The organism is Burkholderia sp. Bp8998 (assembly GCF_003854235.1).
Taxonomy (GTDB): domain Bacteria; phylum Pseudomonadota; class Gammaproteobacteria; order Burkholderiales; family Burkholderiaceae; genus Burkholderia.
In genome coordinates this window covers 1-22250 of the sequence record NZ_QTQF01000002.1, presented here as the reverse complement: position 1 = coordinate 22250, position 22250 = coordinate 1, and the positions used below count along the sequence as shown (strand labels likewise).

The following is a 22250-nucleotide window of genomic DNA, read 5'->3' as shown; positions in this document are numbered from 1 at the left end:
AGCGCCGGATGCGCGGCATCGGTAACGGTCGTCGGTTCGCTCGTCTCCGACGACTTCGCGCTGCATGACCTGCCCTCCGGCGCATTGAACTCCGGATAAGCGCTATTGCCCCAGTCTCGGAATCATCGTGACCGTTGGGGCAACGCTATAGGTGACCGTCATCGCATCGCCTGGCCTGAGATCGATGAGGCCATTGGTCAATCCGGTGGCATAGGCTGCCTGTCCGTTTCGCGACACGGTGACCGACGACACGGTACCGCCGGCGACGGACATGCTGACACCGCTCAGATTGCTGTTCGCGAACGTCCATGGCGAAGGACCGACCGTCTGCGCGGCCGGGGTCAGCTGGACACCGAAACCGACAAACCCGTTTTGAGCGATGTTGCCCTCGCCCCACGCCGTATAACTCCACGAACTCGACGAAATCAGCGTGTCGATCGCTCGGGGATAATTGACCGGCTGAGCCATGTAATTGCCGCGCACCTTGAGCGATGCGCCAGCCGCAAGCGCCCCGATCGTGATGAAACGGGCGAAGCCGTTGCAGCATCCGATGTTTTCTCCGATGTTGTCATTGATCTCCGTGACATTCGTGCAAGAACCGTCCACGTAGATCCCATCCTTCGAGATACCGGATAGCTGGTTCTTCGAAACGATGCAATCGCGAGTGTTATACAACGCGATTCCGGCCGACGCGCTCAATCCCCCGGTCCCCGTGAACGTGATGGACGCGCCGCTTGCAATTCCGGTACCGGCAACGTTGTTCGACAGCGTGACCGTCGGACCGTTTCCGTTACCGGAAACCGCGGTCACATACGTGCCGATCGGGATATTCGTTCCGGATACCCCCTGACCGACCGCACAGCCGCGCGCCGACGGATAAGGCGTAAACGTCAGCGTGTTGGTCCCCGCCGCCGACGCAGCCGAGGTTGCGAGCGTTTGCGACGTCATGCAGACCATCGGCGTGAAAACGATGGCAGCACCGCTGGCGACGGTGCCCGTCACGCCCTTGCTGAGCGTCACGGATTTCGCAATCACACCGGTCACGACGGTCCCTGCCGCGATGTTGGGACCGCTGGCACTCTGCCCAATCGACACGCCCGTCGTTTCGTCGCCCGGCGATCCGAATCCGTAGATATCGTTGTAGGTCACACCTGTCGTCGAGCCAAACGTCAGCGTGGTAGCGCCACTTGCAGCGGAGGCCGTCGTGGCGATCGTCGCCCCGAACAGGCCAACGCCCGAAAAGATCACGGTCCCGCCGCTGGGAACGGTCGCGCTCTGGTCCGGCGTGACCGTCGATGTACCTGCCGATACGAGCGTGCCGATCTGCACGCTCGTCGAGCCGTTGAAATACCACGCAGTCATGCCGATGGCAACACCCGGGTTATTGGCGAAGCTCAACGTCGTCGACGCGGAAGTCGCACTGATCGTCGTCAATGGAAACCCGTTCTTGTTGTTCGGATCCCATGCATTGACTATGGTGTTTTGCGAAATATTGATGTGAATGTTGTTCCCGGAAGGCTGCTACAATCCAATCGGCGTTCCAGCAGAATTCTTGATCGTATTATCGACGATATTGATATGGGAATTGTTGAATCCGCTTGTCGCCCCGACGGCCAACGCCGAATAACCGAGCGATCCGTTTGGAGAATTCTCGATTATGGCAATGTTCGATGTGACTCCGCAGGTATCCAGAATATTATTGGCCACCGTAACATTGTCGTTTCCGTAACTTTGATAAACGCTCGTCAGCTCCGATGTCACGTAAATTCCGGCTCCCATGGGATTGTAGATCTGATTACCTGTTACCGGGACCTCCTGCGCACCCACAATGGCAATGCCACGGGCGTACTTGGTTCCAACGACTCTATTGTTCGAGATCGTCACCCGGCGAGGACGAACGCCCTCGTTGTAATAACCAACCACGGCGAATGCGTCATCGCCGCCATTAATTACCTCATTATTCGTGATGGTAATATCTGAACTTGCCTTGGTGACGTGAATACCATCGTGCCAGACATTGAGCAGTGTATTTCCAAAAACCTTGCCATTCACGCAACTACGCATCATCACGGCCTGCGCAGCCGTGTTGTTGAACTTGCACCCCGAAATCTCGAACTGGCTGCAGTCCAGCAGGACGACCGCGCCGGCATTCTCATCGGGATAGTTATTCGTCGAATTCGGCGAAAAAAATTGCAGCCCCTGGATCTTGAAATTACCGACATTAGTCCAGTAAATTACTGCATTCTGGCCTTGCGATGTCGTGCACTGCAGAATCGAATCCCATCCGGCGCCGATGATCGACGCCGTCGCGGTCAACGTATTGCTGTACAGATAAGTGCCGGACGGAAAATACAACGGTATTCCGGCACTGAGCGCAGTCTGGAGCGCGACCGTATCGTCGGTCACGCCGTCGCCCTTCACGCCAAACCGCCTGACGCTCATCGGCAGGTCGACCAGCTCCTGCAGAAGCGGTCACGCGGTCAGGCCCGTTGCCGTGCCGACGAGGTATGTAGCCGGAAGTTCTGCTGTCATTCAAATGCTCCGTGCCATCGCAATTCAATCGCGATGCAAAAGTTAAAAAGCGGACGGATGATCGGACGCTGCGTCTTCCGAATCTCCGGGGTACAACCGCAGGAGCGCGTGCGGCTGGCAGGCAGGATGCCGCCGCAAATCCGCCCCGCCAGATTCGATATCCTTTTATTTTTTTGCATGAAAAGAGAGCGGGCACGATTTTTCGCACCCGCTCATTGCAGAATAAGAACGGTTTCCCCGACGAACTGTGCGTTTGGTAACCGAAACAGGGAGCGATGCGGCACGCGAATCGGCAGGACACGATCCGGTCGAACGACTTGCCCGTTCGATGCGAACGCAACGAATCCCCCGCACGATGCCGCCGTCGCCGGCATCGATCTCTCCCCTCGAAACACCTGATCGCGGGTACTTCTTACTCTGCTGCACACACGCAATCGGGAACGATGACCGCCTTTTCCCCACGCCACGCAATCGCGTCGAAAAAAGATCGTACGAATCGGTAGAAACACCGATGCTGTAGTCAAACTACATTCGTACGATTGATCGCTGCAGAGAATCGCTACATCCGATTCGACAGTGTCAGACGGTCCGCGTCGCCGTCCGTGTTGCTCGATCGGGCCCAACCGGCCGTAACGATTCCCCGCCCGGCCTGGCATGCCGACGCGCAATCACCCTGCATCGCCAGCCGAATGCGTCCGCGTGCGAATCCACCGGACGTACGCAGCTCCAGACATCATCCGAACGACCGGCAATTCGATCATGGAGAACAACATGCGAGACACATTCTGGCCAGCCGCCGTGCTGGCGGCGGCCCTCTGCACCAGCGCCCATGCGGGCAACACCGATTTCAACACACCGGGCGACGCCGCCGACGCGTTCGCATCGTCCGCCGCGCAGCGGCGCGCCGACCTCCTCGTGCGCAAGATGACGCTCGACGAGAAGCTTCAGTTCATTCATTCGCAATACGAAATGTCGAAGGTGCCGGCTGGTGGTGCCGGCTACATCCAGGGCGTGCCGCGGCTCGGCATTCCCGATCTCAACATGGTCGACTCGGCGACCGGCTCCGGCAGCACGTCACTCGCGAGCACAACCTTCCCCGCCACGATCGCCGTCGCGGCGAGCTGGGATCGCCGACTGTCGTACGACTATGGCAAGCAGGTCGCGATCCAGTTGCGCGCGCAAGGGTTCGGCATGGGTCTCGGCGGCGGCACCAACCTCGCGCGCGAGCCGCGCGGCGGCCGGCTGTTCGAATATCTCGGCGAGGATCCGCTGCTCGCCGGCGACCTGCTCGCGGAGCGCACGCTCGCCACGCAGCGGCAGAAGGTCATCGCGACCATCAAGCACTATGCCGGCAACGAGCAGGAGCATGGCCGGATGGGCGGCAACACGCAGATCGACGAACGCACGCTGCGCGAGCTGTACCTGCTGCCGTTCGAGATCGCCGCGAAGCGCGGGCAGCCCGGCAGCGTGATGTGCAGCTACAACCGCCTGAACGGCGCGTACGCGTGCGAGAACAACCATCTGCTGAACGACGTGTTGAAGAACGAATGGGGCTTCCAGGGCCAGGTGCAATCCGACTGGGGCGCGACGCACAGCACCGCCGCCGCGATCAACGCCGGACTCGACGAGGAAGAGGACGTCGGGCCGTCCGTCTACCTGACGCCGGCCGCCGTCAAGCAGGCCATCGCGAACCGCTCGGTGTCGACCGCGCGCCTCGACGACATGGTGCGCCGCAAGCTGGCCGTGATGATCCGTGTCGGCGTGATGGACGATCCGGCCAAGGGCGGCGGCACGATCGATTTCGCGGCCGCGAACCGGTTCGCGCAGGACGCCGCCGAGCAGTCGATCGTACTTCTGAAGAACGACGGCAACCAGTTGCCGCTGGCGGCGTCGGCGCTGTCGCGCATCGCCGTGATCGGCGGCCACGCCGATGCGGCCGTGCTGTCGGGCGGCGGATCAGGCAACACGCGCGATCCGGTCACCGGTTCGTTCGCGGGCTGCGGCGGCCTGACGTTCGGGTCGTCGACCGGCTGCAGCTGGTGGCGCAATCCGTGGCTCAAGGTCGACGTGCCGATCGTCGCGGCGATCCGCGCGCTCGCGCCGGCCGCACAGGTCACGTTCGCGGGCAACGGCGACCAGCAGTCGCCGTTCCGCGCGTACACGCAGCAGGAAATCGACCAGGCCGCGGCGCTCGCGGGCCGCTCGGACGTCGCGATCGTCGTGGTCGCGCAGCCGGCCGGCGAGGATTTCGGCGATCTGCCAAGCCTGAGCCTCGCGAATCCGTCGAACCAGGACGCGCTCGTCGAAGCCGTCGCGCGGGCGAATCCGCACACGATCGTCGTCGTCCAGAGCGGCAACCCGGTGCTGATGCCGTGGAAGGACAGCGTGTCGGCGATCGTCGAGGCGTGGTATCCGGGCGAAGGCGGCGGCAAGGCCATCGCGAACGTGCTGTTCGGCGCGGTCAATCCGTCCGGCAAGCTGCCCGTCACGTTCCCGGCGCGCGACCAGGACACGCCGACGTGGGGGCAAAACGGCGCGTTCGACAACGATCCCGTCTACGCGGAGAAGCTGAACATGGGCTATCGCTGGTATGACGCGCGCAACATCAAGCCTATGTTCGAATTCGGCTACGGGCTGTCGTACACGCACTTCGCGTATTCGGGGCTGTCGGTGCAGCGGCAACGGGACGGCTCGCTGAGCGTCGCGTTTACCGTGCGCAATGACGGCCGCGTCGCCGGCGCGGAAACGCCGCAGGTCTATCTCGGCGTGCCGTACAAGGACGAACCGCCGAAGCGGCTGGTCGGCTGGGAAAAGATCCGGCTGAACCCGGGCGAGGCACGGCACGTGCGCGTGACCGTGTCGGCGCGGATGCAGAGCGTGTGGGATACGTCGCGCAACGGCTGGAAGTTCGTGCCGGGCGGGACGGTGTATGTCGGCGCGTCGTCGCGCGATATCCGGCTGCAGGGTAGCTGAGCAGACAGCCGGCGATGCCTGGCGCCGGGGAGCACCGCCCGGCGCCAGGCGGCACGGCGGTGTTTCGCGACGAATGCACCGGACGGCGCGAGCCGCCGTGCCGAATCGCCATGCCTCATTCGCGTTGCCGACCACGCGCCCGCAGCCCCTCGCTCGACAGCCATTCGCCGTGCGTTTTCACGCGCCGGGGCGGCCCCGTCGAATCCTTCGACACGCGTCACGGTAAAATTCCGCTCGTCCCGCTCAGGCGCCGTGCCGGACATGCCCCCGGCACGCATTCCCGACGATCGACCACGCGCGGCACAGGAGCCCCTATCTCCTTGATTTTCATATATTCATCGTTTCCCGGAACATGACTTACTCACTCGCCACCGCCTACACCCGGGAACTCGAGATCCGCAAGAGCCGCTTCATCGCGTTCGCGATCCCGGTCGAAGACCGCGACGCCGCGATGCAGGCGCTGCAACGCCTGCGCGACGAGCACCCGACGGCTACCCACGTGTGCTGGGCGCTGCTCGCCGGCGGCCAGTCCGGCATGTCCGACGACGGCGAGCCGTCGGGCACCGCCGGCCGGCCCATCCTCGAAGTGCTCCGTCATCACGATCTCGACGGCGTGCTCGGCGCGGTCGTCCGCTACTACGGCGGCGTGAAGCTCGGCGCGGGCGGCCTGGTGCGTGCCTATACGGACGCGATCGCCTCGGCGCTTCTCGACGCCGAGCGCGTCGAACGCATTCGCCACACGCGGTTCGCGATCGAAATCGGCTACCCGGACGAGGCGCGCGTGCGCCGCTGGATCGAGCAGGCGGGTTACGAACTGGTGGACAGTGCGTACGCGATGACGGTGAAGCTCGTGATCAAGCTGCCGGAAACGGCCGAGGCGGCGGCGAAAGCCGAGCTGTTCGACCTGACGCAGGGGCGTTCGGGGTTCCCCGACCTGTGACGCGCGGGCGACCGCCCACCCGCACGCCGTAGCGGCTTCACACAGATTCCCGCGAAAATTCAGATAAGTCCGATAGCAAAACGGCGCGCCTAAACATACTCTCCCCGCATCCCCGGCAATGCGTTCCGCCGACGTTTGGCCGGGCCGATCCGGCGACGGGCGCCACCTGGAGCGGACGCGGTCGTGCGCCCGCCTGGATCGCCGGCCGCGACCGCGCCGCGTTCCTGATCCGGGAGTGACGCGCGCCGCGTTGCACGGCGCGCCCGTCGGCTGGTCCGTTCGGCCCGAACCGCTCAATAAACATCGGGCACGATCATGTCGTCCGGCACCGGACGGCGAATGTAATCCTCGTGATGCTCGCGTTGCGGCAGATCGATCGTCGGACGCGGCACCTCGTGATACGGCACCTGCTGGAGCAGGTGGTGGATGCAGTTCAGGCGCGCGCGCTTCTTGTCGACCGCCTGCACGACCCACCACGGCGCCTCGGGGATATGCGTGCGCAGCAGCATCTCTTCCTTCGCGGCCGTATAGGCCTCCCAGCGGCGGCGGCTCTCGAGGTCCATCGGGCTCAGCTTCCACTGCTTCAGCGGATCCTCGATCCGGCTCTGGAAGCGCAGCTCCTGCTCATGGTCGGTGATCGAGAACCAGTACTTGACGATCTGGATCCCGCTGCGCGCGAGCATTTTCTCGAACTCGGGCACCGAGCGGAAAAACTCCTCGTATTCGTCGTCCGTGCAGAAATTCATCACGCGCTCGACGCCCGCGCGGTTGTACCAGCTGCGATCGAACAGCACGATCTCGCCGCCGGCCGGCAGATGCGTGACATAGCGCTGGAAATACCACTGCGTGCGCTCGCGGTTGCTCGGCGCCGGCAGCGCCGCCACGCGACACACGCGCGGATTCAGACGCTGCGTGATGCGCTTGATCGCGCCGCCCTTGCCTGCCGCGTCGCGCCCCTCGAAAATCACGACGAGCCGATGCCCCGTGCTCACGACCCAGTCCTGCAGCTTCACAAGCTCGCCCTGCAGCCTGAACAGCTCGCGGAAATACTGCTTGCGCGCCTCGCGGCGCTCCGGCGAGAACAGCAGATCCTCGTCGCTGTCGAAGCGGCGGTCGTCGAGCTCCATTTCGAGTTCTTCGTCGTACGCGTCGACGAGGTCTTCCTCGAAACGGCGCTGGCGCGACTCGAGCGATGCCGTATCGGTGAAGTTGTCGGTCTCGGTGCGGGTATCGTTATCGCCCATGGGGCCTCCTTCCTTCCACATTGACGCAGCCAAACGCCTCCATTATCCCAGTGTCTCGCGTCAAATTGATGAAAAAGGGGCCGATCCGCCCCTCAGAGGCCGAATCCGGGCAGCACGCTCGCCAGCACCGGCTTCGCGGAACTGTCGAAGGGCTTGGACGCCGGCAGACCGTGCCCGGCATCGCACTCCGCCGGCGCGACCGCCGCAGCGGTCACGCATCCGGCCTGCCCCGTCACCGAATGATCCGCGTCACCCCGCGCCCGCGCGGATCGGCCATCGCCTCCGGCGTGTTGCCATCGATCTTGATCACCTGGATGTCGCCGCTGAAGTCCTGCCCCGTCAGCGTGTAGCCGCGCGCCTCGAGCTGCTTCGCGAGTTCGCCTTCGATCGGGTGGTACGGCTCCCAGAAGATCGTGTTCGGCGGCAGCAGCTGATGGTGGAAGCGCATCGCGCCGACGGCCTCCTTCAACGGCATCCTGAAGTCGTAGATGTTGTTGATCACCTGGAAGATCGACGTGAAGATCCGCGAGCCGCCCGGCGTGCCGATCACGAGCGACACCTTGCCGTCCTTCGTCATGATCGTCGGCGACATCGACGACAGCGGACGCTTCTTCGGCTCGATCGCGTTCGCATCGCTGCCGACCACGCCGAACATGTTCGCGACGCCCGGCTTCGCGGAGAAGTCGTCCATCTCGTCGTTCAGCACGATCCCGGTGCCGTCGGCGATCACGCCCGAACCGAAATAGCCATTGATCGTGTACGTGTTCGACACCGCGTTGCCCCACTTGTCGACGACCGAGAAGTGCGTCGTTTCGGCCTTCTCCGGCATCGACGTGCCGAGGCCCGGCTGCACGCTCTTCGTGTCGGCGATCTGCGTCGGGCTCACTTCGGCCGCGCGCTTCGCGATATACGCGTCGTCGGTCAGCTGCGCGACCGGCACCCTGTAGAAGTCAGGGTCGCCGAGATACTGCGCGCGATCGGCGAACACGCGCTTCTCGATTTCCGCGACCAGGTGGATGTATTGCGGCGAGTTGAGCTTCACGCCCTCGAAGTCCTGCTTGAGATCGGCCTTCATCTTCAGCAGCTGCACGAGGCCGATGCCGCCGGAACTGGGCGGCGGCGCGGTGATCACGTCATAGCCGTTCCACTTCGCCTGCACCGGCTGGCGCCACACCGCGCGATATTGCGCGAGATCCTCGGTCGTGATCAGCCCGTTGCCGTCGCCGGTCTTCATCGACGCGGCGATCAGCCGAGCCGTCTTGCCCTTGTAGAAGCCGTTCGCACCGTCGTTCGCGATGCGCGTGAGCACGTCGGCGAGATCAGGCTGCTTGAAGTTCGTACCGGCCTTCATCGTGGAAAAATATTTGTCGAAGTTGGTCTTGCCGCCGAACTCCTTCGACGCGTCGACGCCACGCTGCGCAAGCTGTTCGTCGACGACGAAGCCGTCGCGCGCATAGTGGATCGCCGGCGCGAGCACCTGCTTCCACTTCAGCTTGCCGAAGCGCTTCTGCGCCTCCCACATGCCCGCGACCGTGCCGGGCACGCCGGCCGCGCGCGGCCCGTACAGGCTCATGCCCTTGACCACGTTGCCGTCCTTGTCGAGATACATGTCCTTCGTCGCGGCGAGCGGCGCGCGCTCGCGGTAGTCGATGAAATACGGCTTGCCGTCCTTGTAGATCGTCATGAAGCCGCCGCCGCCGATGTTGCCGGCTTCCGGATACGTGACGGCAAGCGTGAACGCGATCGCGACGGCCGCGTCGATCGCATTGCCGCCTTCCTTGAAGATCCGCTCCGCGGCGTCCGCGCTGTACTTGTCGGCCACCGCGACCGCCGAGCTCGTCAGGACCGCCGGCTGCGGCCCCTTCGCATAGGCCGGCGCGTTCGGCAGGAAGCCGATGCCGGCCACCGTCGCGAGCACGGCGGCGGATGATTTGAAGCGATTCAGCGTCGTCATTGCATGTCCCCCATGTGGTTCTGCGGCGGGCTGAAAACAGCCCCCTGATCCGCTTATAGCCGCTGGCGCACGGTCGGCCACATGCCGGTTTCGTAGAAAAGGGGGAGGCGCGCGCGAAAAACTCGCCGCACACTACGCATCGCCGCGAATCGTGTGCGTCCGGTCACACGGCGGAGCAAAGGTGAACAGGCGGATCGGTCGAAATTGCATGCGGCGGGGCGGTGCAAGCCACGCGTGCCGTGATTTTCCGATTGCGCGTTGCGCGTCGACCCCGCCGCACGCAAAAAATCTGCGATCGAACCGCCCGCTGCGCGGGCCGATCTGCGAAGATAGCGCCCCGCTTTCGCGCCCGATCGTTCGCGCTCGTTCGCTGCCGCTTCACGCTTCCTCGTCTCGTTTCCTATGGCATCACACAATGCGCATCACGCGTCCGGTTTCGCAGCCGGCGTCGCCGCCGCCGTCCTCGTCGCGCAAACCGGCGCGACCGGCCCCTGGCACATGGGCCTGCTCGCCGCGTTCGCGGCTGGCGTCGCGGGCGGCACCGCGCCCGACTGGCTCGAAGTCGCCTGGTGGACCCGCAAGCGCCGCCTGTGGATCACGCACCGCACCGTCACGCACTGGGGCATCGGCTGGATCGCGCTGCTCGCGCTCGGATGGCACGGGCTCACGCATCATCCGCATCCGCTGTGGGCCGCGCCGCTGTTCGGCTTCGCGTGCGGCGGCGTGATGCACCTGCTCGCCGACTGGCCTAATCCGCTCGGCGTGCCCTGGATCTGGCGGCGCCACTCGCTGAACCTGTGGAACAGCGGACATTGCGACCTGATCGTCGTGGCTGCCGCATGGGGCGGCACGCTGTGGCTCGCGCAGTCGCTGTGGACGCGCGCACCGTTCCTTGAACACTGGCTCGGCTGGCTGCATCGCGTGTAGTCGCTTTGGGTCGCGTGCACCGCGCGCTTCCCCGCCCGCGGTGCCCGGCACGCACCCGCGACGTCTGGCACACTGACGATTGGCGCGCGCCCGCCCATGCGCTCGCACCCCATTTCAACGCTCCGATGGACGTCACCGCCACCCGCCCCGCTCACGCGCTCGACGTGTTCCACCCGGCCGTCGCCGCGTGGTTCCGCCGCACGTTTGCCGCGCCGACCGGCGCGCAGGCACTCGCGTGGCCGCACATCAAGGCCGGCCGGTCGACGCTCGTCGCCGCGCCGACCGGCTCCGGCAAGACGCTCACGGCGTTCCTGTGCGCGCTCGACGACCTCGTGCGCGACGCGCTCGCGCACGACGGCGCACTGCCCGACGCGACGCTGGTCGTCTACGTGTCGCCGCTGAAGGCGCTGTCGAACGACATCCACGTCAACCTCGACGCGCCGCTCGCCGGCATCGCCGAATCGCTCGCGCAACTCGGGCTGCCGGTGCCGGCGATCCGCACCGCCGTGCGCACCGGCGACACCACGCAGGCCGAACGCGCGGCGCTGCGCAAGCGCGCGCCGCACATCCTCGTGACGACGCCCGAGTCGCTGTACGTGCTGCTGTCATCCACTTCGGGGCGGCAGATGCTGTCGAACGTGCGTTCGGTGATCGTCGACGAGATCCACGCACTTGCGTCGTCCAAGCGCGGCAGCCACCTCGCGCTGTCGCTCGAACGCCTCGACGCGCTGGCGGGCCGCGCGTTGCCGCGCATCGGGTTGTCGGCCACGCAGAAACCGATCGACGCGGTCGCGCGCTTCCTCGTCGGCGGCCCGGCCGATGCACCGCGCGACTGCACGATCGTCGACACCGGTCACACGCGCGAACGCGACCTCGCGCTCGAACTGCCGAACGTGCCGCTCGAGCCGGTGATGGCGACCGACGTGTGGGAACAGGTGTACGACCGGATCGCCGCGCTCGCGGCCGCGCATCGCACGACGCTCGTGTTCGTGAATACGCGGCGCACCGCGGAACGCATGGCGCGCCATCTCGCCGACCGTCTCGGCAAGGACGCGATCGCCGCGCACCACGGCAGTCTCGCGAAGGAACATCGGTTCGACGCCGAACAACGACTCAAGCGCGGCGAGCTGAAGTTGCTCGTCGCGACCGCGTCGCTCGAGCTCGGCATCGACATCGGCGACGTCGATCTCGTGTGCCAGGTCGGCTCGCCACGCGGCATCGCGCCGTTCCTGCAGCGCGTCGGCCGCTCGGGGCACCATGTCGGCGGCGTGCCGAAGGGCCGCCTGTTTCCGCTGTCGCGCGACGAGCTGGTCGAATGCGCGGCGCTGCTCGATTGCGTGCAACGCGGCGAGCTCGATGCGTTGCGGATTCCCGAGGCACCGCTCGACGTGCTCGCGCAGCAGATCGTCGCCGAAGTCGCCTGTGCGGAATGGCGGGAGGACGCGCTGTACGCGAGCTTCACGCGCGCGGCGCCGTACGCACGCCTGTCGCGCGAACGCTTCGACGACGTGATGAAGATGCTCGCCGAAGGCTTCACGAGCCGCCGCGGCGTGCGCGGCGCGTATCTGCATCGCGACGTGGTCGGCGGCACGGTGCGCGGGCGCCGCAACGCGATGATGACCGCGACGACGTCGGGCGGCACGATTCCCGATATGGCCGACTACGCGGTGCTGCTCGAACCGCAGGGCATCCAGGTCGGCACCGTCAACGAGGATTTCGCGATCGAGAGCCTCGCCGGCGACGTGTTCCAGCTCGGCAACCAGTCGTACCGGATCATTCGTGTCGAAACGGGCCGCGTGCGTGTCGAGGATGCGCAGGGCCAGTCGCCGAGCATCCCGTTTTGGCTCGGCGAGGGCCTCGGGCGCAGCGACGAGCTGTCGGCAGCGGTCGGCCGGCTGCGCGCGCGGCTCGACGGGCTGTTCGCGGAGGGCGATCGGCACACCGTGGCCGCAGCACGCAAGCGCGCGAGCGACGACGCGGCGGGCAAGACGGGCACGCGCGGCAAAACCGGCAAGGCGGCCGCCGGCGCCGACGTGTTGGCCGATTCTCGCGGCGACACAGGCGGCACCGCGCCGGGCGTGGCCGAAAGCCGTCTCGCACCGGCGCTGCGCTGGCTCGTGGACGATCTCCGCCTGTCACCCGACGCGGCCCGCCAAATTGCCGACTATCTCGCACGCACACGTGCAGCGCTCGGCGCGTTGCCCACGCAGGACACGCTCGTGATGGAACGCTTCTTCGACGAATCGGGCGGCACGCAACTGGTGATCCATTCGCCGTTCGGCAGCCGCATCAACCGCGCGTGGGGGCTGGCGCTGCGCAAGCGCTTCTGCCGCAGTTTCAACTTCGAGCTGCAGGCCGCCGCGACCGACGACGCGATCATTCTGTCGCTGTCGCTCGCGCACAGTTTCGCGCTCGATGAAGTGTGGCGCTACCTGCGTTCGGCCAGTGCGGAACACGTACTGGTCCAGGCGCTGCTCGACGCGCCGATGTTCGGCGTGCGCTGGCGCTGGAACGCGACGACCGCGCTCGCGCTGCCGCGCTTCACCGGCGGCCGACGCACCGCGCCGCAGTTGCAGCGGATGAAGAGCGACGACCTGCTCGCGACCGTGTTCCCCGACCAGGTCGCGTGCCTGGAGAACATCGTCGGCGAACGCGAGATTCCGCATCATCCGCTCGTCGCCCAGACGCTCGACGATTGCCTGCACGACGCGATGGATACCGACGGCTGGCTCGCGCTGCTGCGGCGGATCGAAAGCGGCTCGATCGAGCTGATCGCGCGCGACCTGCCCGCGCCGTCGCCGCTCGCCGCCGAGATCCTCAACGCGAAACCCTATGCGTTTCTCGACGACGCACCGCTCGAGGAGCGCCGCACGCAGGCCGTGCAGTCGCGCCGCTGGAGCGACCCAGAATCGGCCGACGATCTCGGCGCGCTCGACGCCGACGCCATCGACGCGGTGCGCGACGAAGCGTGGCCGCTCGTGCGCGACGCCGACGAAATGCACGATGCCCTGCTCACGCTGGCCTGCGTCGCCGACGGCGAAGCCCATGCGCACGAAGGCTGGCCCGAGCGGCTCGCGGAACTGGCCGAACGCCGCCGCGCGACGAAATTCGTCACGCCCGACGGCGCCGAGCTGTGGGTGCCGGTCGAACGTCTGACCTGCATGCGCGCGCTGCATCCCGACGCGCGCGTCATACCCGCGCTGAAGGTGCCCGCCGCCTGCGCGCAGCCATGGGAAGCCGATGCCGCGCTCGTCGACGTGATCCGCGCGCGGCTCACCGGCTTCGGGCCGCTGACGCTCGACGCCGTCGCGCAGCCGCTCGGCCTGCCGTCTGCGGCGATCGCGACCGCGCTCGCGGCACTGGAGCGCGAAGGCTATGTGATGCACGGCCGCTTCACGCCGGGTGCGACGACCGACGAATGGTGCGAACGCCACCTGCTCGCGCGCATTCATCGCTATACGGTCAAGCGGCTGCGCCGCGAGATCGAACCGGTCGAGCGCGCCGATTTCATGCGCTTCCTGTGCCACTGGCAGCACCTGACGCCCGACACGCGCGGCGCCGGCCGCGATGCGCTCGCGGCCGTCGTCGAGCAACTCGAAGGCTACGAAGCCGCGGCAAGCGCATGGGAAGACGCGCTGCTGCCCGCGCGCCTGACCGACTACACGGCCGGCGGCCTCGACGAGCTGTGCCGCTCGGGCAAGCTCGTGTGGACCCGCATCGGCGTACCGGCCCGCACGGCCGGCACGCCGGTGAAGACGACGCCGATCGTGCTGCTGCCGCGCCGCCACCTCGGCGCATGGCAGGCGCTGCGGGACCCGGACGCGCAACCTGCACTGTCCGCACGCGCGACACAGGTACGCGACGCACTCGCCGCGCACGGCGCGATGTTCTTCGACGCGCTGCTCGACGAGCTGCACATGCTGCCTGTCGAACTCGAGCAGGCGCTCGGCGAACTCGTGTCGGCCGGCCTCGTGAATGCGGACAGCTTCGCCGGACTGCGCGCGCTCCTCAAGCCTGCGGTCAAACGGAGCGCGACGTATGCGCCGCGCACGCGGCGCGGCGGTGCACTGATCGGCGGAATGGACGACGCCGGCCGCTGGGCGCTCGTGCAACGCGTTTCGGCACCGGACGATGCGCCCACGCCCGCACCGAAGCGCGGTGCGCCCGCGACCGATCCCGATGCGCTCGAACACATCGCCTGGACGCTGCTGCGCCGCTATGGCGTGGTGTTCTGGCGGCTGCTCGAACGCGAAGCCGACTGGCTGCCGAGCTGGCGCGAACTCGTGCGCGTGCTGCAACGTCTCGAAGCGCGCGGCGAGATTCGCGGCGGACGTTTCGTCGCGGGGCTCGCGGGCGAGCAGTTCGCGCTGCCGGAAGCGATCCCGGTCCTGCGCGAACTGCGTCGCCAACCAGGCGACGGCCAGTATGTGTGCGTGACGGGCGCCGATCCGCTGAACCTGGCCGGCACGCTGTTGCCTGGCGACAAGGTGCCCGCACTGGCCGGCAATCGCGTGCTGTTCCGCGACGGCGTGCCGGTCGCGTCGCTGGTGTCGGGCACGTTCCACTACGCATCCGATTTGCCGCCCGCCGCACGCGAGGAGGCGCGGCTGCGCCTCGCACGCCGCTACTGACATCGGCTGACATGCGACACGTCGCGGACTACTGAACGCCGCGCCGCATCGCCGCGCCCGTTCGGGTAGCATCGAGCGATTCACTGCGCGACCGACCGCGCCCAGAACAAGCCTTCCGGAGACTGCTTTCATGTCCTCGCATGCCGATTCGCCCGCCGTTCATCACGCGGGCTCGCTGACGATTTTCCAGGGCGCCGCGCTGTATATCGGCGCGGTGCTCGGCACCGGCGTCATCGCGTTGCCCGCGCTCGCCGCCGAGGTCGCGGGCCCCGCGTCGCTGCTCGCGTGGGCCGCGCTCGTCGTGCTGTCGGGGCCGCTTGCGGCCACCTTCGCCGCACTCGGCGCGCGCTATCCGGACGCGGGCGGCGTATCGACCTACGCGCGACGCGCATTCGGGCCGAAGGCTGCGGCAATCGTCGGCTGGTGTTTCTATTTCGCGGTGCCGACCGGTGCGCCGGCCGCAGCGATGTTCGGCGGCGCGTACGTCGCGGCCGTCACGGGCGGTGGGCATACGACGGTCGTCGTCACGGCTGCCGCACTGATCGCGACGGTGTCGGCCGCGAATGCGTTCGGCGTCACGGTGTCGGGCCGCATGCAGCTCGTTCTGTCCGCGCTGCTCGTCACGCTGCTGCTGGCCGCCGTGCTCGCGTCCGCGCCGCATGCGAGCACGGCCAACCTTCATCCGTTCGCGCCGCACGGCTGGCTCGCGGTCGGCCAGGCTGCCGCACTGCTCGTGTGGAGCTTCGCGGGATGGGAAGCCATCACGCACCTCGCGGCCGAATTCCGCCGGCCCGCGCACGACATGCCGCGCTCGGCCGGCATCGCGGTCGTGGTCGTCGGCTTTCTGTATCTGTCGGTCGCGGCCGCGAGCGTGATGGTGCTCGGGCCGTCGGCCGGCGCGTCGGGTGCGCCGCTTGCGGAACTGATCGCGGGCGGCATCGGCGGTCATGCGCAAGTGCTGGCGGCCGCGGCCGCGCTGCTGCTCACGCTCGGCACGATGAATGCGTATTTCGCGGGCGCGGCCAAGCTCGGCGCGGCACTCGGGCGCGACGGCGCACTGCCCGCGTGGCTCGCGCAAGGCAGCCAGGTCGGCGGCGTGCCGCGCCGCAGTCTCGGCGTGATCGCGGTGCTGGCGGCCGTCGCGCTGGCCGCGACGACGCTCTCGGATGTCGGGCCGAAGCCGCTCGTGCTCGTCACGTCCGGGTGCTTCGTGATGGTGTACGGACTCGGCGCGGCGGCCGCGCTGAAACTGCTGCCGCGCGGCGGCATCGCGTATCGCTGCGCGTGGATTTCGCTGGTCGCCGTCGCCGGGCTGTTCCTGACGACCGGATGGTATTTCCTGTGCCCGCTGCTGCTCGCGGGCGGTGCGCTGCTTTATCTGCGGATGGCCGGGCAACGCACGTGATCGCGTGCCGGCGCCCGTGTGCGGACGCGCATGCGTCCGCTCGCCGTGATGCGTCGGCCCGCCGCGAACCGGCCGCGCACCGTTTCGTCCGGCGCGTCAGGCCGGCACCAGCGCGAAGCTGAGCCGCTTGCCGAGTGCGGTGGCCGCGCTCGCGAGCGTCGCGAGCGTGAGGCTCGTATCGGTTTCGTCGAGCAGCCGGTTGAGCGCGGCGCGGCTGGTCTTCATCCGCGCGGCCATCGCGGTTTTCGTGATGTGCTGCGCCTTCATTTCCTGCCCGATCTGCCACGCGATCACGCGCTTGATCGCGGTGGCGGTGGCCGCTTCGAGCGGGCCTTCCTCCTCGAGGAAGGTGTCGAAGTCGCTGCCGATATGCGGATTGTTCGTGGTCGTCATGGGTACTCCAGTGCATGGCGTGGCCGGCCGGCACGGCGGCGAACCGCATGTGCCGGCGCAACCGGGAAATTCAGATGGCGCGCGTCAGCGCTTTCAGCCGCGCGACGGTCACGTCGAGATCGTCGGACGGGGTGGCCTGCGACTGCTTGAAGAACGCGTGCAGCAGCACCGTCATGTCGCCGACGACCGTAAACAGCACGCGCGCGCTTCGCAGCGGCAACATCACGCGGATTTCCCACAGATCCGGCGACATCTTCCGGACCAGCGGCATGCCGAGCGGCCAGCCGAGTTGAACGGTCTTGATCTCTTCGCCGACCACCCTGCGCTCGATCTGCCCGAGCGCCTTGAGCCATTCGCGCACCGGCTCGTTGCCACGCGCGGTGCGGAAGAACCGCACGCCGAGCGTGATCTGAATCTGCTGTCTCGCCATCGTCGTGTCATCGAGCGCATCAAAAACGGTACGATATGCCAAGCACGACGAGGCCCGCTACTGACCGAACGGCTAACGAATGACGGTGAAGGATCCGCAGCCCAGGCCCTGCCCGGCGTCTCAACGCTCGCGGCGAGCCGGCTTGCGTGCGCCGCGGGGTGCGCGACGGGTGTGCGCATCGCCGAACCGTGCCTGCGCGATGTCGCGCACGGCGTCGATCAGCGTCCGGGCGACGGGAGACGGTTGTGCATCGGTGCGCAGCACGAGCCCGACCGGCTCGTCGGTGCCCGCGGACGGCAGCGGCAGCCGCGCGAGCGCACCGGCCGACAGGTCGTATTCGGCCGCATAGAGCGGCACGAACCAGACCGCGTCATTCTCGAGCGCGAGCGCACGCGCGACCGACACCGACAGCACCTCGATGAACGAATCCAGCGGCGGCGCGCCGCACGCGCCGAGCAGTTGCTCGGCCGACTGGCGGATCAGCGTGCCGAACGGCGGCAGCACAACCGGATAGCGCGCGAGCTCGGTAGCCGGCGCGACGCTCGCCAGCAGCGGATGGCCGGCGCGCACGACCGCGACGAGCGGTTCGTTGTACAGTTGCTCGAACGCGAGCCCGATCATCCGCTCCGGCTCCGACAGCCGCCCGATCGCGCATTCGATCGCCCCCGCCTTCAGGCGCTCCAGCAGTTCGGCATTCGCGGCCGTCGCGATCCGCACCACGATGCGTGGCCAGCGTGCGGTCAGCGCCTTCATCAGCGCGGGCGCGAGCGATGCCGCAACCGTCGGCAGCATGCCGATTTCGAGCGTCGCCGCGGCCGCGCCGCCTTCGCGTGCGAGCAGCCCGACGCCCTGCCGCAGCGCCAGCACGCACGCATTCGCATGCGGGATGAACAGTTGCGCTTCGCGGGTCGGCTGCGCGCCGTGCCGCCCCCGTTCGAACAACTTCACGCCGAGGATCGATTCCAGTTCGGCGATCGTCTTCGACACGGCCGGCTGCGTGATCGACAGGCTTTCGGCCGCCTTCTGCACGCCGCCCAACTGCGCGACCGCGAGAAAACACTGCAGGTGCCGGAATTTGACGCGGCCGTCGGCGATACGGTTATTCATAACGGGTGGTTATGCGAGTGGCGATGAAATACCATTTTGCATAACTTTCCGGAAAGGCCCAAGCATTCGCCGCGACGCCGCCGAACATAACGAACGGTTATGCGATCTACGAAAAAAGGTCATTTTGCATAACTTTCCGGATTGGCTAAAGTCTTGCCATCCACTTCGCGAAATACCTACAGGAGACGCCCGATGGATTCCCCCACGATCCTCACGCCGCGCGACTGGCCGTCGCATCCCGCGTATGTCCACCCCGAGTACCGTTCGTCGGTGAAGCGCGGCCCGACCCGCCCGATGATCCCGTTGAAGGAAAAGCTGCGCGACCAGTACGCGCCCGTCTACGGCGCCGAGGATCTCGGCGCGCTCGACCACGACCTGACGAAGAACGCCGTGAAGAACGGCGAGCCGCTCGGCGAGCGCATCGTCGTCGCCGGCCGCGTGCTCGACGAAGGCGGCAAGCCCGTGCGCAACACGCTCGTCGAGGTATGGCAGGCGAACGCGGCCGGCCGCTACGTGCACAAGGTCGATCAGCACGACGCGCCGCTCGACCCGAACTTCCTCGGCGCAGGTCGCTGCATGACCGACGACGAAGGCCGCTACCGCTTCCTGACGATCAAGCCCGGCGCCTATCCGTGGGGCAACCATCCGAACGCGTGGCGCCCGAACCACATCCACTTCTCGCTGTTCGGCGACTACTTCGGCTCGCGCCTCGTCACGCAGATGTACTTCCCCGGCGATCCGCTGCTCGCGTACGACCCGATCTTCCAGGGCACGCCGGAAGCGGCGCGCGACCGCCTGATCTCGCGCTTCTCGATGGACATCACCGAAGAAGGCTATGCGCTCGGCTACGAATTCGACATCGTGCTGCGCGGCCGCGACGCTACCCCGATGGAGCGCTGAACCATGACGACGCTGAAGCAAACCCCTTCGCAGACGGTCGGCCCGTACTTCGCGTACGGCCTGTGCCCGCAGCAATACAACTACGACCTGAAGAGCCTGTTCACGCCGACGATCGCCGCCGCGCACGCCGAAGGCGAGCATGTGCTGCTGGTCGGGCAGGTGTTCGACGGCGACGGTAACGTCGTGGGCGACGCGGTGCTCGAATTCACGCAGGTGGACAGCGCGGGCCGCTACCCCGCGTCGCGCGACGACATCGCGAAATCCGGCTTCACGGGCTTCGCGCGGGTCGGCACGGGCACCGATCCGCAGCAGCGCTTCGTCGTCGAGACGGTGAAGCCGGGCCGCCTCGCCGACGACGAAGCACCGCACATCAACGTGACCGTGATGATGCGCGGGATCCTGACCCACGCGTTCACCCGCGTGTATTTCGACGACGAAGCCGCGGCGAACGCGGCCGATCCGGTGCTGAACCTGGTGCCGGCCGAACGCCGCGCGACGCTCGTCGCGAAGCGCGATGCGCAGCCGGGCCGGCCCGTCGTGTACCGCTTCGACATCCGCATGCAGGGGCCGGACGAAACCGTGTTCTTCGACGTGTGACGCGCGAGCCGGCGCTGGCCGGCTGCATGCACCGAACCGCCGTGTGGCGCGATACCAACAGGCATCGCGTCGCGCGGCGGTTTTCGTTTTCGGGCTCCCAACATTCGATGCCGTGCCGCAGCACGTCCGGTCTGTATCGCCAACACCCTCGGTTGACAGCTTGCGCCCCCGGTCTCGAACGCGCGATTGAAACGCATGCTGCGACAGCACATGAATCGTTCGGGCCGCACGATATCGTCTGCGCGTTATGCGGCGTATGCTTTGCTATCCGCTTCTCACCGATGGAATTGAATCGACACAAGCAACAATTTCACGATTCGATACGTGAACGCTGCCCCGCCGGCTGGTCGCGCATTTTTTTCTGACCGAGTGCCTTTAAGCGCGTCTGGCCGAAACCTGGCAGACGCGTTTTTTTCGTCCTTTCGTCCTTTCGTCCGCGGCCGGCTCACGGCGCCGCACGCGCCGCCGCGTCCGCTCCGGCTAGCGGCGAACCTCCAGATACCGGCTCGGCGTTTCGCCGAGGATGCGGCGAAACGCCGACGTAAAGGCGCTCGCGCTCGCATATCCGAGATCGAACGCGACACGCGTCACCGGCTGCCCGGCGCTCAGGCGGGTAATCGCCGCCAGCATGCAGACCTGCTGACGCCACGCGGCGAAACTCACGCCGGTCTGCGCGCGGAACAGCCGCGTAAACGTGCGCCGGCTCACGCCCGCGTCGGTCGCCACCTGGTCGAGATCGGCCGCGATCGACGGCGACGCGAACAGATGCCGGCAGATCTTCGCGAGGCGCGCGTCGGCCGGCAGCGGTGCGTGCAGCGACAGCCGCGGCATCGTCGCGATTTCCGCGACCAGCAGCGCCATCAGCTTGCCCGCCCGGCCGTCGACGTCGTACATCGCCGGCAGGTCGATCGCATCGTCGATCAGTTGCCGCAAGAGCGGCGACACGCCATACACGCCGCACTGGTCCGGCAACCCCGCGGCCGCGGCCGTGTCTTCCGACACGAACGTGTTGAGCATCGTGACCGGCCCGGTCATCGTCATTTCGTGCCGCACGCCGGCCGGCACCCAGCACGCGCGCTGCGGCGGCACCAGCCAGCGGCCGTGCGGCGTCGACACGCTGATCGTGCCGCGCGACGCGAACGCGAACTGCCCGCGCCGGTGTGCGTGCTCCGGAAACGTCGTGCCCGGCGCGTAGTCGTTGGCGGTCACCACGACGCTACGGGGAATGTCTTCGTAGGGATCCAGCAGCGTATTTCTCAAGGCCCGAATTCCATCATGAATGACCCGATATCGAAGGCGGGTCACCTTCGATCGGTCTACGATCCGCTCCACGCTTGCGCGACCGGACGGCCGCAAGACCCGACGGCCGAATCGGCCGGATAGCGACTTCACCGGAGCGGAAATGCCCAATACGTTTCATCGCGTGGGGGACGGCCCCCATCGCATCGGCGGCATCCGGTCGGCTTTGCCCGACAATTATCGTGGAAATTTTCGACAAAAAAGCCAGCCTTCAATCATCATGGATTGGAACACTGACCCGGCGGTGTATCCGCCTTACCTGCGCTCGCGGGTGCGCCGCGGCTTGGGGATAGGTGTGGGGGCCGGTTATCGGCCCTGGCGTCAGATCCGACGATCGGGTATCAGAGGGACTGCATCCTACGTCCGCGGGGTAAGAATTGATCGGATTTTCCAGTTGCTCAGCGAGAAGGAAACCACCTACTTTTATCTGAAGGAACGACAGCCTGAAGTCGTCGATATTCGTGAACACTGGCCGATCCTCGACCTTGATCGAACCTTGCAGCTTTCGCGGGCATGCGGCATCAATCATCCGATGCATGACGACATGCCAGAGCCTTTCACCCTTGATTTCCTCATCACGGAACAGACCGAGACAGGTCTCACCTATCGTGCATCCTGCCTGTCGCCGGTGTCCGAGTCAGCCGGGGAGCGAACCGAACGCTTGTTGCAAGTGCAGTACCGGTGGTGCCACGAAAACGGTATCGGATGGTTCCGGGTCGACACCAGTCAGTTCAATCGCGTGATCCTGCATAACCTACGCTATATCCGATCGTGGTTCCGCCATCAGTACTGCGTCGATGAGACAAGTGCCAACGCGTACGCAGCGATCCACACCACACTCGGTGGTCTCAAGAATCAAGTGCAACGTTTAGCCAATCCGGCGGCAGCCAATTCCATCGCCATAGCCTCTTCAGGGGT

General features: G+C 66.5%; 16 protein-coding genes and 1 pseudogene. 9 read left to right on the top strand and 8 right to left on the bottom strand.

Translation table 11 applies throughout. The features are described 5' to 3' along the window. Positions 1–102: 102 nt before the first annotated feature. Positions 103–1434: a hypothetical protein gene (locus DIE06_RS38850; protein WP_260433513.1), complete on the bottom strand. Its 1332-nt coding sequence runs from the start codon at positions 1432–1434 to the stop codon at positions 103–105. An 87-nt stretch (positions 1435–1521) separates the two neighbouring features. Beyond that, the gene (locus DIE06_RS38845; protein WP_260433512.1) at positions 1522–2442 is read right to left on the bottom strand and encodes a glycoside hydrolase family 55 protein; all 921 of its coding nucleotides are present in this window, start codon (positions 2440–2442) and stop codon (positions 1522–1524) included. 861 nt (positions 2443–3303) lie between these two features. On the opposite strand from DIE06_RS38845, the gene DIE06_RS03010 reads away from it, so the two are divergent. The 3 genes and pseudogenes from DIE06_RS03010 to DIE06_RS39515 form a co-directional block, all read left to right on the top strand. After that, positions 3304–5505, top strand: coding sequence for a glycoside hydrolase family 3 C-terminal domain-containing protein (locus tag DIE06_RS03010; RefSeq protein WP_124660064.1), 2202 nt, complete (start codon positions 3304–3306; stop codon positions 5503–5505). Between the two features lie 352 nt (positions 5506–5857). Beyond that, positions 5858–6445 (top strand): YigZ family protein, encoded by a 588-nt coding sequence (locus DIE06_RS03005; protein WP_124660063.1) that lies wholly within the window; start codon positions 5858–5860, stop codon positions 6443–6445. A gap of 146 nt (positions 6446–6591) precedes the next feature. Continuing rightward, positions 6592–6684, top strand: a pseudogene (locus DIE06_RS39515) (H-NS family nucleoid-associated regulatory protein); the annotation flags it as partial. Between the two features lie 54 nt (positions 6685–6738). Here the strand turns inward: DIE06_RS39515 and ppk2 are convergent. Together ppk2 and ggt are read right to left on the bottom strand one after the other, a co-directional pair. Next, positions 6739–7689, bottom strand: a complete 951-nt coding sequence (ppk2, locus tag DIE06_RS02995; protein WP_124660062.1) for a polyphosphate kinase 2 — start codon at positions 7687–7689, stop codon at positions 6739–6741. Positions 7690–7921: 232 nt separating this feature from the next. Further along, a complete protein-coding gene (gene ggt, locus DIE06_RS02990; protein WP_124660061.1) occupies positions 7922–9643 on the bottom strand; it encodes a gamma-glutamyltransferase in 1722 nt (573 codons plus the stop codon). 402 nt (positions 9644–10045) lie between these two features. On the opposite strand from ggt, the gene DIE06_RS02985 reads away from it, so the two are divergent. The 3 genes from DIE06_RS02985 to DIE06_RS02975 all read left to right on the top strand — a co-directional run bounded on the left by DIE06_RS02985 (position 10046) and on the right by DIE06_RS02975 (position 16606). Next, positions 10046–10570, top strand: a complete 525-nt coding sequence (locus tag DIE06_RS02985; protein ID WP_124660060.1) for a metal-dependent hydrolase — start codon at positions 10046–10048, stop codon at positions 10568–10570. Positions 10571–10695: 125 nt separating this feature from the next. Continuing rightward, on the top strand, positions 10696–15201 hold the full coding sequence (locus tag DIE06_RS02980) for a DEAD/DEAH box helicase (RefSeq protein WP_124660059.1): 4506 nt from the start codon (positions 10696–10698) through the stop codon (positions 15199–15201). 130 nt (positions 15202–15331) lie between these two features. Next, positions 15332–16606: an APC family permease gene (locus DIE06_RS02975; RefSeq protein ID WP_124660058.1), complete on the top strand. Its 1275-nt coding sequence runs from the start codon at positions 15332–15334 to the stop codon at positions 16604–16606. 96 nt (positions 16607–16702) lie between these two features. Here DIE06_RS02975 and DIE06_RS02970 read toward each other — a convergent pair whose 3' ends face one another. From DIE06_RS02970 to pcaQ, 3 genes are all read right to left on the bottom strand, one after another. After that, positions 16703–16999: an XRE family transcriptional regulator gene (locus tag DIE06_RS02970; RefSeq protein ID WP_124660057.1), complete on the bottom strand. Its 297-nt coding sequence runs from the start codon at positions 16997–16999 to the stop codon at positions 16703–16705. A gap of 70 nt (positions 17000–17069) precedes the next feature. Beyond that, positions 17070–17429, bottom strand: a complete 360-nt coding sequence (locus DIE06_RS02965; protein WP_124660056.1) for a type II toxin-antitoxin system RelE/ParE family toxin — start codon at positions 17427–17429, stop codon at positions 17070–17072. Positions 17430–17549: 120 nt separating this feature from the next. Next, the gene (pcaQ, locus tag DIE06_RS02960; RefSeq protein ID WP_124660055.1) at positions 17550–18536 is read right to left on the bottom strand and encodes a pca operon transcription factor PcaQ; all 987 of its coding nucleotides are present in this window, start codon (positions 18534–18536) and stop codon (positions 17550–17552) included. Positions 18537–18728: 192 nt separating this feature from the next. Between pcaQ and pcaH the strand changes: the two genes are divergently transcribed. Together pcaH and pcaG are read left to right on the top strand one after the other, a co-directional pair. Beyond that, the gene (gene pcaH, locus DIE06_RS02955; RefSeq protein ID WP_124660054.1) at positions 18729–19436 is read left to right on the top strand and encodes a protocatechuate 3,4-dioxygenase subunit beta; all 708 of its coding nucleotides are present in this window, start codon (positions 18729–18731) and stop codon (positions 19434–19436) included. 3 nt (positions 19437–19439) lie between these two features. Beyond that, positions 19440–20033 (top strand): protocatechuate 3,4-dioxygenase subunit alpha, encoded by a 594-nt coding sequence (pcaG, locus tag DIE06_RS02950; protein ID WP_124660053.1) that lies wholly within the window; start codon positions 19440–19442, stop codon positions 20031–20033. A 480-nt stretch (positions 20034–20513) separates the two neighbouring features. Here the strand turns inward: pcaG and DIE06_RS02945 are convergent, their stop codons facing one another. Beyond that, positions 20514–21293, bottom strand: a complete 780-nt coding sequence (locus tag DIE06_RS02945) for a helix-turn-helix domain-containing protein (protein ID WP_124660052.1) — start codon at positions 21291–21293, stop codon at positions 20514–20516. Positions 21294–21435: 142 nt separating this feature from the next. On the opposite strand from DIE06_RS02945, the gene DIE06_RS02940 reads away from it, so the two are divergent. Continuing rightward, positions 21436–22250: TnsA endonuclease N-terminal domain-containing protein (locus DIE06_RS02940; protein WP_148094360.1), on the top strand; the 815-nt coding region annotated here is incomplete at its 3' end.